This is a genomic window from Microbacterium sp. (genome assembly GCF_044508325.1).
GTDB lineage: Bacteria > Actinomycetota > Actinomycetes > Actinomycetales > Microbacteriaceae > Microbacterium.
Genome location: NZ_JBIQHX010000001.1, coordinates 92391 through 106480, shown reverse-complemented (window position 1 = coordinate 106480; position 14090 = coordinate 92391). Strand labels below are relative to the sequence as shown.

Sequence of the window (14090 nt, the reverse complement as noted above, 5' to 3'; positions counted from 1 at the left end):
CGACCGGCGACCGCGGTCCGATCTGTGCAGGAGCGGGCCGCTACACCGGCCGCGGGTCCTGCGGACCCTCCGGCTCCTGGGGTCCGCCCTGCTCCGGCGCGTCGTCATCGGCGTCGTCGGCGCCCGCCTCGGACAGCAGCGCTTCGAGCGCCTCGTCGAGCGCGTCGCGCATCGGCTCGTCGCCGCGCGCCCTGGCCTCCAGGCGCGCGACCAGGCCCGACGGGTCGTCGATGTCGGAGGACTCGGGCATCAGGTCGGGGTAGTCCCACAGGCCGTCGCGTCCCTCGATGCCGACGGCGTCGGTCACGGCGCGCCACATCGCGGCCGCCTCCCGCTGACGACGAGGGCGCAGCTCCAGTCCGACGAGCGAGCCCAGCGCCTGCTCGGCCGGCCCGCCGACCGCCCGTCGGCGCCGTGCCGCTTCGGCGAGGCGGTCTGCGTGCGGCAGTCGGGCGGTGGCATCGGTCGTCACGACGTCGACCCAGCCCTCGATCGTGGCGAGGATGTTCTCCAGGCGCACGAGGGCGGCCTGCCCCGACTCGGAGCGCTGCAGCAGCTCACCGCTCATGAGCGCCTGCCGCAGCTCCTCGGGCTCGCTGGGGTCGAACCGCGAGGCGAGATCCTCCAGGCCGGCGTTGTCGACGAGGGTGCCGCGGGCGATCTCGGCCACCTGGGCGATGACGTGGACGCGCAGCCATTTGGCGTGCCGGAACAGCCGGGCGCGGGCAAGTTCGCGGGCCGCGATGTACAGGGCCGCCTCGTCGGCGTCCACCTCGAGTCCCTCGCCGAACGCGGCGAAGTTCTGCGGGAGGATCCCGGCGACTCCGGGCGGCATCACCGGGATGCCGACTTCGCCGGCGCCGACCACCTCGGTGGACAGCCGGCCGACGACCTGGCCGAGCTGTGCGGCGAACAGCGATCCGCCGATCCCGCGCATGAGGCGCCCGGCGCCCTGCACGACTCCCTGCAGCTCCTCCGGTGCCTGCTCGCTGAGCGTGCGGGTCAGCGCGTCGGCGATGCTCGTGGCCACCGGCTCGGCGAGCTCCTGCCAGACCGGAAGGGTCTGCTCGACCCATTGGCCGCGCGTCAGGGAGCGGGCAGGTTCGGCCAGCTCGGCGATCGCGGTGGCCTCGCTGACCCACAGCGCCGCGAGGCGGAACGCCTGATCCAGATCGGTCTGCTGGCCCGCAGTCACGCTGCGGCCGTCCTGATTGGCGATGTGCAGGGCTTGGCGCTGGGCGAGATCCCAGGAGATCCCGCCCTCCCCGGCGCCGGCGAACGCGCTCTGCAGGTGCTGCATGACGGTGGACATCATGGCCGGGTCGAAGGGCACGCCGGACAGCCGCGAGAGCTGGTCGGGATCGAGATTGGCACCCGATGCGCCGAACAGCTGCCTCATCAGCTCCTGGAACTCGTCTTCGGGGCTGCGGTCGTCGTCTGTCACGTCTAGCCGCCTTTCAGCCGGGTGCGTTCTACGCTAGTCGCACGATCCCGCGCTCTTCCCGGCCCAGCGCCCTCGTGCTTACGCCGGTCGCGAACGAATCCCGAAAGGCGGACCTGTGGCGCTGTTCGAAGAGTCCGTCCAGGTCGTGCCGGCACCGCGCAGACGCATGCCGCGGGGAACGGTTCTGGGCATCTGGGCGCTCGTGGTCGCACTGGCGGCGCTGCTGGCGATGACCTTCCTGCCCACGTCCTTCGTCATCCAGCGTCCGGGCCCGGTCTACAACACGCTCGGCGAAGCACGCGCGGCGGACGGCACGATGGTGCCGCTCATCTCGGTCGAGGGCGCGCAGACGTATCCCACCGACGGGGCGCTGGACCTGCTCACGGTCGAGACGGTCGGCAACCGCGAGCGGACCCCGTCCTGGCTCGAGCTCGCCACCGCATGGTTCGACCCCTCCCGCGCCGTGCTGCCGATCGACGCCGTCTTCCCGGACGGCCAGACCAGTGAGCAGCGCAGCGAGCAGAGCGCGTTCATGATGATCGACTCGCAGAAGGAGGCGACCGCCGCGGCGCTGATCGAACTCGGATACGAGGTCGACGCGCAGCTGCGCGTGTACGGCGTCATCGAGGACTCGGCGTCGGTCGGCATCCTCGAGGAGGGCGACGTGATCCTCGCGGCGGACGGTCAGGCGATCACCGACGTGGACCGCCTTCGCGAGATCATCCAGAGCCTCGAGGGCGGGCCGGTGCCGTTGACCATCGAGCGCGACGGCGTCGAGGAGTCTGTCCGCATCACGCCGCAGGAGGTGGCGGGCGACGACGGGGAGACGAGCTGGCTGATCGGGGTGACCCTCATCACCGACTACGACTTCCCGATCGACGTCGCCATCCAGCTCAACAACGTCGGCGGTCCGAGCGCGGGGATGATGTTCGCGCTGGGCATCATCGACGTGCTGACCCCGGGGGAGCTCAACGGGGGCGAGAGCGTGGCCGGCACCGGCACGATCACCGCCGACGGCGAGGTCGGCCCGATCGGCGGCATCCGGCAGAAGCTCTACGGCGCGCGCAGCGCAGGTGCCGAATGGTTCCTCGCGCCGCAGTCGAACTGCGACGAGGTGGTCGGGCACGTCCCCGACGGACTGCGGGTGTTCTCCGTGGGCGACCTCGACGACGCGCTCGCGGCACTGGACGCGATCGCGGGCGACGGCGACCTGGACGCGCTGCCCGCGTGCGAGTCCGTCGTGGCGGCGCGCTGAGGCTCGGCGTTCGTCCAGCGGCGCCTGCCTAGGATGGATGGGTGACCACGACCTCAGCGCCGACGCCGGCCACGCCCCGAAAGTCCCGCCGCGCCATCGCCATCACCCTGGTGGTGCTCGCCGCCCTGGTGATCGGGTTCTTCGTCTTCGCCAACCTCTACGCCGACTGGCTGTGGTTCACACAGCTCGGATACCAGACGGTGCTCACCACCCAGTGGCTGGCACGTGTGGTCATGTTCGCCGTGGGCTTCCTCGGCATGGCGGTCCCGGTGTGGATCGCGATCCAGCTCGCCTATCGCCTGCGTCCCGTGTACGCACGGCTGAGCTCTCAGCTGGACCGCTACCAGGAGGTCGTCGAGCCGCTGCGACGTCTGGCCATGTGGGGGATCCCGGTCTTCTTCGGATTCTTCGCCGGCTTCGCCGCGTCGGCGCAGTGGGAGACCACGTGGCTCTGGCTGAACGGCGTGAAGACCTCCGCGACCGACCCGCAGTTCGGACTGGACACCGGGTTCTACCTGTTCGGCATGCCGTTCTACAGCGCGCTGCTCGGGTTCGTCTCCGCGACGCTGCTGATCTGCCTGCTGATGACCGCGCTGGTCGCCTATCTGTACGGCTCGGTGCGGATCGGCCAGCGCGAGCTGCGCATCTCGAAGGCGGCGCGCATCCAGTTGGCCGTGATCGCGGGCCTCTACCTGCTGGTGCAGGCGGTCAGCATCTGGCTCGACCGCTACAAGACGATGGTCGAGCCCGGCGACATGATCACCGGCCCGGGGTTCACGGGCGTCAACGCCGTCATCCCGGGGCAGACCATCCTCGCGATCGCGGCCGCCATCGTGGCGGTGCTGTTCTTCGTGACGGCGTTCATCGGCCGCTGGCGCTACCCGCTGATCGCGACCGGGCTGCTCGTGGTCTCCGCGATCGTCCTGGGCGCCGTGTACCCGTGGATCATCAACACCGTCGAGGTCAAGCCCAATGAGCTCAGCCTCGAGCGCCCGTACTACCAGCGCAACATCGACGCGACCAAGATCGCGTACGGCATCGACGGGCTCGACAAGACGGAGTTCACGGCGGAGACGGACGCCGAGGCCGGGCAGCTGCAGCAGGACGCCCAGACCACGGCATCCATCCGCATCATGGACCCCGCGATCATCTCGCCGACCATCAAGCAGCTCGAGCAGTATCGCTCGTACTATCAGTTCCAGGACCCGCTCGACGTCGACCGCTACGAGATCGACGGCGAGTCGCAGGACACCGTCGTCTCGGTCCGCGAGCTGAACCTCGCCGAGCTCGGGGCCTCGGCGACCTGGCAGAACACGAGCGTGGTCTACACGCACGGCTACGGCATCGTCGCCGCCAAGGGCAACGCGCGGACCGCCGACGGCGAGCCGGTGTTCATCGAGCGCGGCATCCCCGCCCACGGCGTCCTGTCGGACGAGGGCTTCGAGCCGCGGGTCTACTTCGGCGAGCATTCGCCGGCGTATTCGATCGTGGGCGCTCCCGAGGGTGCGCCGCCTGTCGAGCTGGACTACCCGCGCGGCACCGACGGGGCGAGCGAGACCAAGTACACCTTCGACGGCGACGGCGGCCCGCGCATCGGCGACTTCTTCACGAAGCTCATCTACGCACTGAAGTTCCAGTCCGAGCAGATCCTGTTCTCCGACTACGTCAACTCCGAGTCGCAGATCCTGTACGACCGCCACCCGCTCACCCGCGTCAAGAAGGCGGCGCCGTACCTCGAACTGGACAGCGATCCGTACCCGAGCGTCGTGGACGGCCGGATCGTGTGGATCGTCGACGGCTACACCCTCGCCTCGACGTACCCGTACTCGACGACGGTGAGCCTGGACCAGGCGATCACCGACTCGAACAACACGCAGCCGCGCTTCGCGATCGACAACATCAACTACATCCGCAACTCCGTGAAGGCGACCGTGGACGCCTACTCGGGCGAGGTGACCCTCTACGCGTGGGACACCGAGGATCCGGTGCTGCAGACGTGGCAGAAGATCTACCCGGGCACCGTCGAGCCGATCAGCGAGATGTCCAGCGACCTGATGAGTCACGTGCGCTACCCGACCGACCTGTTCAAGGTGCAGCGGGCGATGCTGGGCGTGTACCACGTGGACGACGCCGCGTCGTTCTACCAGAGCGACAACCGCTGGGCCACGCCCAACGACCCGCAGGACACGACGCGATTCCAGCCGCCCTACTACCTGACGATGAAGATGCCCGGTCAGGTGGCGCCGACCTTCTCGATGTTCACGACGTTCATCCCGCAGGCCACCGGCGCCGGTGCCCGGAACGTGCTGATGGGCTACCTCGCCGTCGACGCCGACGCCGGCGCCGAGGCGGGGGTCAAGAAGGACGACTACGGAAAGCTCCGGATGCTGGTGATCGACGCGGACACGACGATTCCCGGCCCCGGCCAGGTGCAGAACACCTTCGACGCGAACCCCGAGGTCTCGTCGTTCAGCAACCTGCTGAACCAGAACCAGTCGCGGGTGCTCAACGGCAACCTGCTGACGCTGCCGGTCGGCGGGGGCCTGCTCTACGTGCAGCCGGTGTTCGTGCAGTCCTCCGGCGGCACGCAGCTGCCGATCCTGCAGAAGATCCTCGTCTCGTTCGGCAACAAGGTCGCCTTCGAGGACACGCTCAACGAGGGCCTGGACGCCCTGTTCGGCGGCGACTCGGGGGCCGAGGGCGGCGATGCCGGCGTTGAGCCCACCGAGCCCACCGAGCCCACCGAGCCGACCGATCCCACGCAGCCGACGGAGCCGACCGGGTCGGAGTACCAGCAGGCTCTGCAGGCCGCCCAGCAGGCGATGATCGACCGTCAGACGGCCCTGGAGGCCGGCGATTGGGCGGCGTACGGAGAGGCGGACAAGCGTCTGACGGACGCCGTGACGAAGCTGCTGGAGCTGGAGGCCGCACAGGAGGGCTGAGCGGTCAGGATGTCATGATCCACCACCAGATCAGCAGCAGCGTGACGCCGAACCCGGCGAGCTGATTGAGCCAGAGGAAGCGGCTCCACCCGCGGCTCGCCGTGTGCGCGGACTCGTCCGCGATGTCGCGGAACGGCCACACCGAGACCAGGTACGGCACGACCAGGAGAGCGGCCAGCGGTCCCGGCCACGCCGTCGCGAGCATCAGGACGCCCGCCGCCGCGTAGCCGACCAGGGCGAATCGCACGGTCCACCGCGCCCCGCGCGCGGTGGCGATCGACGCGATGCCCGCCTCCCTGTCGGCCGCGACGTCCTGCACGGCGCCGAAGGCGTGCGATGCGACGCCCCAGAGTGCGAACGCGAGCATGATCAGCCCCAGCTGCCAGGTCCAGACCGCGCCCGCCAGCACCAGGCCGTACACGGCGGGGGAGACGAAGTGGACGGCACTGGTGGCCGAGTCGGCGAACGGGACCTCTTTGAGTCGCAGCGGGGGCGCGCTGTAGAACACGACGAAGAACAGGCTCAGAGCCAGCACGAGCAGCGACAGCGGATCGCCGATGATCGCGAGGTACACGACGAAGGGAAGGCACGACAGCCCTGCAGCCCACAGCGTGGCGCGATGGAGGCGGCGATCCAGCACCGCGCCGTGCGCGCCGCCCTTGCGCGGGTTGCGCAGGTCGGACTCGTAGTCGAACACGTCGTTGATCCCGTACATGGCCAGGTTGTACGGCACGAGGAAGAACAGCGTGCCGATCACGAGCGGCAGATCGATCCCGCGCGCGGTCAGCAGATAGGCGGCCGCGAACGGATACGCCGTGTTGATCCAGCTCACCGGCCGGGACGCCACCAGCAGCTGCCGCAGCGCGCTGCGCGAGGCGTTCATGCTCGGCTCCCGCGGGTGAGCGCGAACACGGCGGGGACGAGGAAGCCGGCGCACAGCGGGTACATGAAGTCCTCGATGGGGGCCAGCCCGATGCGCACACCGATGAGGTGCTCCTCCGGGTAGGTGAACAGACCCGCGGCGATCATGACGTTGTCGAAGACGGCGGTGAGAGCGATGAGCACGAGTGCCGCCCCTGCGCTGGCCGCCATGCGCCGCCCGAAGTGCGGCCTCGTCGCGCTCAGCAGCGTCACCGTCAGGGTGACGGCCAGGAACGGGATGCCCAGCAGCAGATAGGTCACGGCTCCCTCCGGCGCCGGGCGCGCAGCCGCGCGAGGCCCTGAGCGGTCAGGAGCGCGAGATAGCACAGGAACACGAGGAAGACCGGCTCTTCGACCGGCAGGTGCGGGGCCAGATCCCAGCCGAGGTAGAAGGGGCTGTCGCCCTTGACGAACACCCCGGCGGCGATGCCGACGGCGTCCCATGCCAGCAAGAGCGCCGCCCCGGCTCCGACCGCGACGGCGCTGCGCACCGGCGACCGCCAGAACCCGAGGCGGAAGCGGGCGTCGATCAGCGCCAGGCATCCTGCGCCGGCCAGGATGGCGAGCAGGTACGCGCCCGGCACCTCACGCCTCCCGGCCGGGCGCAGCCGCCCGGTGCGGCTCGGGCAGCGGGCCGGCGGACAGGTCGCCGCGGACGCGCTTGGCGACCAGCTCGGCAGAGATCAGGCACATCGGCAGTCCGATGCCCGGCAGCACCGACGCCCCGGCGTAGAAGAGCCCTTCCACCCGAGCTGAGGCGTTGCGGGGGCGGAACACGGCGCTCTGGCGCAGCGTGTGGGCGAGCCCCAGGGCATTGCCGCGCCAGGCGTTCAGCTCGGCCGCGAAGTCGCCCGGCGCGATCGTGCGGCGCACCGTGACGCGAGCGGCCAGATCGGGGATGCCGCACCAGTGCGCCAGCTGGGCGATGACGGCGTCCGCCGCGCGTTCCACGAGGCGATCGCCTGTCCCGTCCACCCCGCCGCGCCCCAGCCCCGGCTCGGCGCTGACCGGCACGAGCACGAACAGATTCTCGCAGCCGTCCGGGGCGGCGGTCGGATCGGTCGCACTGGGCCGGCAGACGTACAGCGAGGCGGGGGCGGGGATGCCGCCGCCGCCGAAGATGCGCTCGAAGCCGCCCCGCCAGTCCTCGGTGAACAGGAGCGTGTGATGGGCCAGCTGCGGCAGCCGCCCCTGCACGCCCAGCAGCAGCAGCAGGGCTCCGGGGCTCGGGGTGCGCCGCTGCCACCACCGCTCGGGGAGGCTGCGCAGCTCCTCGGGAAGCAGTTCCGTCTCGGTGTGGTGCAGGTCCGCCGTCGACACGACGATGTCGGCCGCGACCTCCCGCCCGTCCGCCACGCGCACGCCGATCGCCCGACCGTCTGCGGTGAGGATCCTGTCGACCGGTGCGCTCGTCACGACACGCACCCCCTGCCGACGCGCCAGGCCGTGGATCGCGGCGATCAGCGTGCCGAAGCCGCCCTGCGGGTACAGCACGCCGGCGGTCAGGTCGAGATGGCTCATCAGGTGGTACAGGGCGGGGACCTCGTACGGCGAGCCGCCCAGGAACACCGCCGGGTACTGCAGCAGGCGGCGCAGCCGGGAATCCGTGAACCGCCGGTCGACGTGCCCGGCGAGCGACGTGGTCAGCAGGGCGGCAAGCCGAGGCATCCGTTTGAGGAGATCGGGATGCCGCAGGCCCGCGTAGCTGCCGTACGGGTCGTAGAGGAAGCGCGCGATCGACAGCTCGTATGCATCGGCCGCGGAGGCGAGGTAGCGCTCCAGGCGCGCGCCCGATCCCGGCTCGACCGACTCGAACAGGGCGACGGCGTCCTCACCCGGGCGCACGTCCATCGGCTCGGGATCGCCCTCGGTGTACACGCGGTACGCGGGATCGAGACGGACGAGGTCGAGCTGCTCGCCGGCGGTCGTCCCCAGCAGCCGGAAGAAGTGCTCGAACACCTCGGGCATGAGGTACCAGCTCGGGCCCGTGTCCCACCGGAAGCCGTCCCGCTCCCAGGTGCCCGCCCGGCCGCCGATCTCGTCGCGTCCTTCGACCACGGTCACGGCATGTCCGTCGGCTGCCAGCAGGGCGGCCGTGGCGAGGCCGGAGACGCCTGCGCCGATGACCACCGCGGCGCTCATGCGACGGCCCCGGCGTGCCGGCGCCGGGGCGGTCTGCCGAGAGCCGCGCGTGCGACGATCAGCGCCTTCCGCGCGTCGGGCACCCGCACGCGACCGGAGCCGGGGGGTGCGAGCCGGAGGCGCATGGCGAGCTCGGCGAACAGATCGTGCGCCGCGGTGACGGCGCGGCGGCAGTCGGCGGGAAGACGCGGGATCGCCGTCGCCGCGGCGTCGAGGTCGCGCTCGATGCGATCGAGCACGGCGTCGCGCTGGTCACCGCCGAGATAGTCGCGTCCCAGCGCCTGCAGATCGTGGTCGGCGTCGCGCAGGAAGTTGACGTCCTGGAAGGCCGCCCCGAGTCGGCGGGCGCCGTCGACGAGTCCGGCCGGGGGCGCCGTCGGCGCATCGCGCCCGGCATTGACGAAGATCTGCAGGCACATCAGCCCGACCACCTCGGCGGACCCGTAGACGTAGGCGTCGTGGGATGCCTGATCGTGACGGCGCACGGTGAGATCGTCGCGCATGGACCCGAAGAAGGGATCCAGATGCTGCGCGGCGATGCCGCATTCGCGCGCCGTGGCCGCGAACGCGTGCACCACGAGGTTCGCGCTGAACCCTCGCGCCACCGCGACGCGGGTCTCCGTCTCCAGGGCATCGAGCAGGTCGCGGATCGCCTCCGGCGAGAGCCCGGCCGCCGCCGCGGGCCCGTCGACGATCTCGTCCGCCACCCTGACCAGGGCGTAGAGGTTCCGCACGTGCGGGCGCACCCGCGCGCCGAGCAGCCGGCAGGCGAGACCGAACGACGTCGAGTAGCGCGAGACGACGACCGCGGCCGCATCGCGGGCTGTGCCGTCGTACAGGGCGATGCCCGTGGCACAGCCGCTCACGGCATCCGCTCCTCGATCATCGCGGCGACCTCGTGGATCAGAGCGGCGAGATCGTCGTTCACGCCGTGGGCGGCGGCGCGACATTCGGCGAGGAGCCGATGCGCCAGCTGCTCGACGTCGCGCCGGACCCCGCTGTCGGTGAGCGCCTCCTGCGCCTCGCGCAGCGCCACCGCGCCGGTCGGCGCCAGCGCCAGCGCACCCCCGATCGCCGGCCACTCGCAGATCTCCCTGGCTCGTGCGACCAGGGGCGTGTGCTTTCCGGCGGTGAGGTCGGCGCCGGACTCGCGTCCTGCCTGGTCGATGCTCCCGAACGCGCCGAGGAGGTCGTCGACCAGCTGGAACGCCAGACCCAGCCGCGCGCCGCAGCGATTCAGGGCGGCATCGACGTCGGCGTCCGCGCCGGCCAGGAGCGCACCGGCGCGCAGCGGGGCGCTGAAGGAGTACACCGCGGTCTTGTCGTGGCTGGTTGCCAGCGCCTCCTCCAGCGAGGGCGCCTGGGTGCGCAGGTCCTGTTCCACGTCGGCGAGCTCGCCGGCGGCCGACACCAGGACGGCCTGGTCGATCAGGTCGCGCAGCCGCTCCGCGAGGGGATCGGCCAGCGGCGCGCGGGCCAGCACCATATGCGTCTCGTGCAGCAGCACATCGCCGGCGAGCACGGCTGCGGCGCGACCCACGGCGGCCGCCTCGGCCGCATCCGCGCCGTCCGCCATGGCCCGCGCGCAGAACTCGCCGGCGACGTTGAGCATGCCACGGCGCACCGTGTCGTCGTCGATGAGGTCGTCGTGGATGACGAAGGCCGTGTGCAGCAGTTCGAACGCGGTCGCCGTCGGCAGCAGCGCGGGCGAGCTCGTTCCGCCGGCGGCGTGGAACGCGCGCAGCACCAGCCGCGGCCGCAGGCGCTTTCCGCCGCGCCCCGCGCGCGCGATCGCCTGCCCGAGGTCCGCGAGCGAGCCGCCGTGGCGAGCCATCCTCTCCGCCAGGCGGTCCAGCGCCGCGTCGATCGCCGCGTCCAGCGCCGCTTCGCGGTCGGCGGCGGTCACGACACCCGCCGGCGCTCGAGCGAGGGCGTGCGGAACAGGTCGAGCTGCTCGGCCTGGAGGACGAGCCAGGGGCTGAACGCCCACGGGGTCGAGGCCAGTGACGCGGCGAGGTCGCGCGGCCAGACCCACTCGGCGTCCGTGACCTCCAGCGGGTTGAGCACCGGATCGTCGTCGGTGCGCGCGATGTAGACCGGGCAGAGCTCGTGCTCGACGACTCCGCTCGCGTCGGTGGCGCGATACCGGAACACGGGAAGGGCGAGCTCTATGCGGTCGAGCGCGAGACCGAGCTCATAGTCGGCACGTCGCCGCACGGCGTGCAGCAGCGGCTCGGCCGGGCGCGGGTGCCCGCAGAAGGAGTTCGTCCACACGCCCGGCCAGGCCTGCTTGTCGAGGGCGCGCCGCGTCACGAGCACCCGGCCGTCCGCGCGCAGGACGTGACAGGAGAAAGCCAGATGCAGTGCCGTGTCCGGGCCGTGCACACTCGACTTGGGCGCGGTGCCGATCTCGTTGCCGTCCTCGTCCAGCAGGACGACCAGATCGCCGTCCGTCGTGGTTTCCGCCATGCGACCCCCTCATTTTGCTAGACAGGCTAGCAATCGTGTGGCCCCCGACGATACCCGGAGGAGGCGAAGGTGTCGATCGGCTTGAGCGGAACGGGAGCTTCCTGCTATGCGGGGCGCGGCGCGTCCGGGCCCGGAGACGACTCTGGCCGGCAATCCGAGGATTGCCGGCCAGACCTGGTTGCGGGGGCAGGATTTGAACCTACGACCTCTGGGTTATGAGCCCAGCGAGCTACCGAGCTGCTCCACCCCGCGGCACGTGTCCAGTCTAACATGCCGGTGCAGCCGCCCGGCACGGCGGGCGCCCGGCTTGCCCGGCGTGCGTCGTACGGCGAGGATGAACGCATGGCCGGCGCGATGGACACCCCGAAGCAGGGGGACCGCGATCGCGACGAGACTCCGGCCGAGCGGTACGACCGCAATTGGAACGAGGTGCTGCAGGAGCTGCGTGTCCTGCAGACCGGCACCCAGATCCTCACGGGCTTCCTGCTCGCCCTCGCGTTCCAGCCCGCCTTCGCGCAGCTCGACGAAGGGCAGAAGCTGTTCTACCTCGTGCTGGTGGTCCTGTCCGCGCTGAGCTCGATCATCGCGCTCTCGCCGGTCGCCGTGCATCGCACGCTGTTCCGTCAGGGCGCCAAGCGCACGGTCGTGGGCTTCGGTCACATCGCCCTCATCACGGCGCTGGTGACCGTGTCGCTGCTGGTGGTGGGCGTCGTCGCGTTCGTGTTCCTCGTGGTCGTGGACACGACGGCATCCATCGTGTCGGGCGCCGTCCTCGGGCTGCTGATCCTGGTGGTCTGGCTCGTGATCCCGGCGATCATCCGCGCCTCCCGGCAGGAGAGCCGCGAGGGCGGACAGGGCCGGAAGAAGGAGGGGTCATGACCGCGACCGCCGTCGCCATCGCCCAGTTCGCGCCCACGGCGCGAGCCGAGGCGAACCTGCAGCACATCGAGGAGCTGGTCTCGCGGGCAGCCGCCCGGGGTGCAGACCTCGTGCTCTTCCCCGAGTACTCCAGCTACTTCGTCGACCCGTTCGACGAGTCGCTCGCCCGCAATGCGCAGGACATCGACGGACCGTTCGTGTCGGGCCTCGTGGAGCTGGCGTCGACACACGATGTGCACCTGGTCGCCGGGCTGCTCGAGCGGGGTCTGGACGGACGCCGGGTGCGCAACACGGTCGTCGCCGTCGACGCCACGGGGGTGCTGGCGAGCTACCGCAAGCTGCATCTGTACGACGCGTTCGGCCAGCGCGAGTCGGACTGGGTCGAGCCGGGCGAGCCGGGGGCCCCGCAGACGTTCGAGCTGGGCGGTCTCGTGTTCGGACTGATGACCTGCTACGACCTGCGCTTCCCGGAGGTGGCGCGGCTGCTGGCGGACGCCGGCGTCGATGTGGCCCTCGTCGCGGCGGAGTGGGTCCGCGGACCGCTCAAGGAGCACCACTGGCGCACGCTCCTGCACGCGCGCGCCATCGAGAACACGATGTACGTCGCCGCAGCCGACCACCCGCCGCCGCTCGGCATCGGCAACTCGATGGTCGTGGATCCGGCCGGGGTCGAGATCGCCGCGATCGGAACGGCGACCGACGTCGCGGTCGCGTGGCTCGAGAAGGAGGCCGTCGACCGCGTGCGCCGCGTCAACCCGGCTCTGGCCCTGCGGCGCTTCCACGTCGCGCCGAACTGAGCCGGGCCGCCGCCTCTTCGAGCACCTCGACCCGCTTGCACGCGGCGAAGCGGACGAGCGTCGCATACTCGGCGCGACGCTCGGGCGTGGCGAACGCGGTCAGGGGGATCGCGACCACGCCCGCGGTCGCCGGCAGCGCACGGCAGAACTCTGCGGCGTCGCGGGCTCCCAGGGGCGCGGCGTCGGCGACCGTGAAGTACGAGCCGGACGGCGTCGACACGTCGAAGCCCGCCCCGCGGAGGCCGGCTCCGAGCAGGTCGGCCTTGGTCTTCATGGTTGCCGCGACGCCCGCGAAGAACGCATCCGGAAGGCCCAGCCCGAGCGCGATGGCGGGCTGGAACGGCGAGCCGTTGACATAGGTGAGGAACTGCTTGACGGTCAGCACGGCGGTGATCAGCTCGGCCGGGCCCGAGATCCACCCGATCTTCCACCCGGTGGTCGAGAACGTCTTCCCGGCCGACGACACCGTGAGCGTGCGCTCCCGCGCGCCGGGCAGCGTCGCGACCGGCACGTGCGGCACGAACGACAGGTGCTCGTACACCTCGTCGGTGAGGATCAGGGCGTCGTGCCGGTGCGCCAGGTCGACGATCGTCTGCAGCACCTGTTGGCCGAGCACCGCTCCGGTCGGATTGTGCGGATTGTTCACCAGGATCAGCCGGGTGCGGTCGGTGACCGCCTCGGCCAGCTCGTCGAGGTCGGGCTGGAAGTAGGGTCGCCGCAGCGGGACCGTCACGAGCGTCGCACCGGAGAGGGCGACGCAGGCCGCGTACGAGTCGTAGTGCGGTTCGAACATGACGACCTCGTCGGCGGGGCCGTCCACGAGCGCCAGCAGCGCGGCGGCGAGCGCCTCCGTCGCGCCCGCCGTCACCAGGATCTCGCGCTCCGGGTCGAGCGCCAGGGCATAGAAGCGCCGCTGATGCGCTGAGATCGCCTCGAGCAGAGCCGGGATGCCGCGGCCCGGCGGATACTGGTTCGCCCCGTTCGCGATCGCCGCGCGCGCAGCCTCCAGCACCTCGGCCGGGCCGTCCTCGTCGGGGAAGCCCTGCCCGAGGTTGATGGCGCCCGTGCGCGCCGCGAGGGCGCTCATCTCTGCGAAAATGGTCGGAGCCACCGCCCCTTCCGCGGAGAGGAGCCCGGCGCCCCGGGCCGTGCGGCGCCACGCACCCGTCACATCCTGCATCAGGTCAGAGTATCCGCATAGGCCGGTCCCATCCGCGGCATAAGAAATCCACAGGATCACC

13 protein-coding genes and 1 tRNA gene are annotated in these 14090 nt (G+C 71.1%); 4 read left to right on the top strand and 10 right to left on the bottom strand.

The window, feature by feature from the left end; translation table 11 throughout:
* Nucleotides 1-40: 40 nt before the first annotated feature.
* Nucleotides 41-1399 (bottom strand): zinc-dependent metalloprotease, encoded by a 1359-nt coding sequence (locus ACIWQI_RS00515; protein WP_396655291.1) that lies wholly within the window; start codon nt 1397-1399, stop codon nt 41-43.
* Between the two features lie 160 nt (nt 1400-1559).
* On the opposite strand from ACIWQI_RS00515, the gene ACIWQI_RS00510 reads away from it, so the two are divergent.
* Entirely contained in the window at nt 1560-2699 is a 1140-nt protein-coding gene (locus ACIWQI_RS00510) for a PDZ domain-containing protein (protein WP_396655094.1), read from the top strand.
* 41 nt (nt 2700-2740) lie between these two features.
* Nucleotides 2741-5641, top strand: coding sequence for a UPF0182 family protein (locus tag ACIWQI_RS00505; protein WP_396655093.1), 2901 nt, complete (start codon nt 2741-2743; stop codon nt 5639-5641).
* Nucleotides 5642-5645: 4 nt separating this feature from the next.
* On the opposite strand, the gene ACIWQI_RS00500 is transcribed toward ACIWQI_RS00505, so the two are convergent.
* The 8 genes from ACIWQI_RS00500 to ACIWQI_RS00465 all read right to left on the bottom strand — a co-directional run bounded on the left by ACIWQI_RS00500 (nt 5646) and on the right by ACIWQI_RS00465 (nt 11425).
* Nucleotides 5646-6524, bottom strand: coding sequence for a prenyltransferase (locus ACIWQI_RS00500; RefSeq protein ID WP_396655092.1), 879 nt, complete (start codon nt 6522-6524; stop codon nt 5646-5648).
* Nucleotides 6521-6823 (bottom strand): lycopene cyclase domain-containing protein, encoded by a 303-nt coding sequence (locus tag ACIWQI_RS00495; RefSeq protein WP_396655091.1) that lies wholly within the window; start codon nt 6821-6823, stop codon nt 6521-6523. Before ACIWQI_RS00495 ends, ACIWQI_RS00500 begins: the two co-directional genes overlap by 4 nt.
* Nucleotides 6820-7146, bottom strand: coding sequence for a lycopene cyclase domain-containing protein (locus ACIWQI_RS00490; RefSeq protein WP_396655090.1), 327 nt, complete (start codon nt 7144-7146; stop codon nt 6820-6822). The genes ACIWQI_RS00495 and ACIWQI_RS00490 overlap by 4 nt, the downstream gene beginning before the upstream one ends.
* 1 nt (nt 7147) lies before the next feature.
* On the bottom strand, nt 7148-8704 hold the full coding sequence (gene crtI / locus ACIWQI_RS00485) for a phytoene desaturase family protein (RefSeq protein ID WP_396655089.1): 1557 nt from the start codon (nt 8702-8704) through the stop codon (nt 7148-7150).
* A complete protein-coding gene (locus ACIWQI_RS00480; RefSeq protein ID WP_396655088.1) occupies nt 8701-9570 on the bottom strand; it encodes a phytoene/squalene synthase family protein in 870 nt (289 codons plus the stop codon). Before ACIWQI_RS00480 ends, crtI begins: the two co-directional genes overlap by 4 nt.
* Nucleotides 9567-10610 carry a polyprenyl synthetase family protein gene (locus tag ACIWQI_RS00475; RefSeq protein ID WP_396655087.1) on the bottom strand — a complete coding sequence of 348 codons (1044 nt, stop codon included), beginning with the start codon at nt 10608-10610 and terminating at the stop codon, nt 9567-9569. Before ACIWQI_RS00475 ends, ACIWQI_RS00480 begins: the two co-directional genes overlap by 4 nt.
* The gene (gene idi, locus ACIWQI_RS00470) at nt 10607-11173 is read right to left on the bottom strand and encodes an isopentenyl-diphosphate Delta-isomerase (protein ID WP_396655086.1); all 567 of its coding nucleotides are present in this window, start codon (nt 11171-11173) and stop codon (nt 10607-10609) included. Before idi ends, ACIWQI_RS00475 begins: the two co-directional genes overlap by 4 nt.
* 175 nt (nt 11174-11348) lie before the next feature.
* Nucleotides 11349-11425, bottom strand: a tRNA-Met gene (locus tag ACIWQI_RS00465).
* Nucleotides 11426-11515: 90 nt separating this feature from the next.
* On the opposite strand from ACIWQI_RS00465, the gene ACIWQI_RS00460 reads away from it, so the two are divergent.
* Together ACIWQI_RS00460 and ACIWQI_RS00455 are read left to right on the top strand one after the other, a co-directional pair.
* Entirely contained in the window at nt 11516-12052 is a 537-nt protein-coding gene (locus ACIWQI_RS00460) for a DUF6328 family protein (RefSeq protein ID WP_396655085.1), read from the top strand.
* On the top strand, nt 12049-12849 hold the full coding sequence (locus ACIWQI_RS00455) for a carbon-nitrogen hydrolase family protein (protein ID WP_396655084.1): 801 nt from the start codon (nt 12049-12051) through the stop codon (nt 12847-12849). Before ACIWQI_RS00460 ends, ACIWQI_RS00455 begins: the two co-directional genes overlap by 4 nt.
* On the opposite strand, the gene ACIWQI_RS00450 is transcribed toward ACIWQI_RS00455, so the two are convergent.
* Nucleotides 12803-14029, bottom strand: coding sequence for an aminotransferase class I/II-fold pyridoxal phosphate-dependent enzyme (locus ACIWQI_RS00450; protein ID WP_396655083.1), 1227 nt, complete (start codon nt 14027-14029; stop codon nt 12803-12805). The two genes, ACIWQI_RS00455 and ACIWQI_RS00450, sit on opposite strands and share 47 nt — an antisense overlap.
* Between the last annotated feature and the right edge of the window lie 61 nt (nt 14030-14090).

Coding starts and splice junctions, on each gene's coding strand:
- crtI (WP_396655089.1), bottom strand. CDS start 8,704: ATGAGCGCCGCGGTGGTCATCGGCGCAGGCGTCTCCGGCCTCGCCACG.
- ACIWQI_RS00450 (WP_396655083.1), bottom strand. CDS start 14,029: ATGCAGGATGTGACGGGTGCGTGGCGCCGCACGGCCCGGGGCGCCGGG.
- idi (WP_396655086.1), bottom strand. CDS start 11,173: ATGGCGGAAACCACGACGGACGGCGATCTGGTCGTCCTGCTGGACGAG.
- ACIWQI_RS00515 (WP_396655291.1), bottom strand. CDS start 1,399: ATGAGGCAGCTGTTCGGCGCATCGGGTGCCAATCTCGATCCCGACCAG.
- ACIWQI_RS00460 (WP_396655085.1), top strand. CDS start 11,516: ATGGCCGGCGCGATGGACACCCCGAAGCAGGGGGACCGCGATCGCGAC.
- ACIWQI_RS00455 (WP_396655084.1), top strand. CDS start 12,049: ATGACCGCGACCGCCGTCGCCATCGCCCAGTTCGCGCCCACGGCGCGA.
- ACIWQI_RS00500 (WP_396655092.1), bottom strand. CDS start 6,524: ATGAACGCCTCGCGCAGCGCGCTGCGGCAGCTGCTGGTGGCGTCCCGG.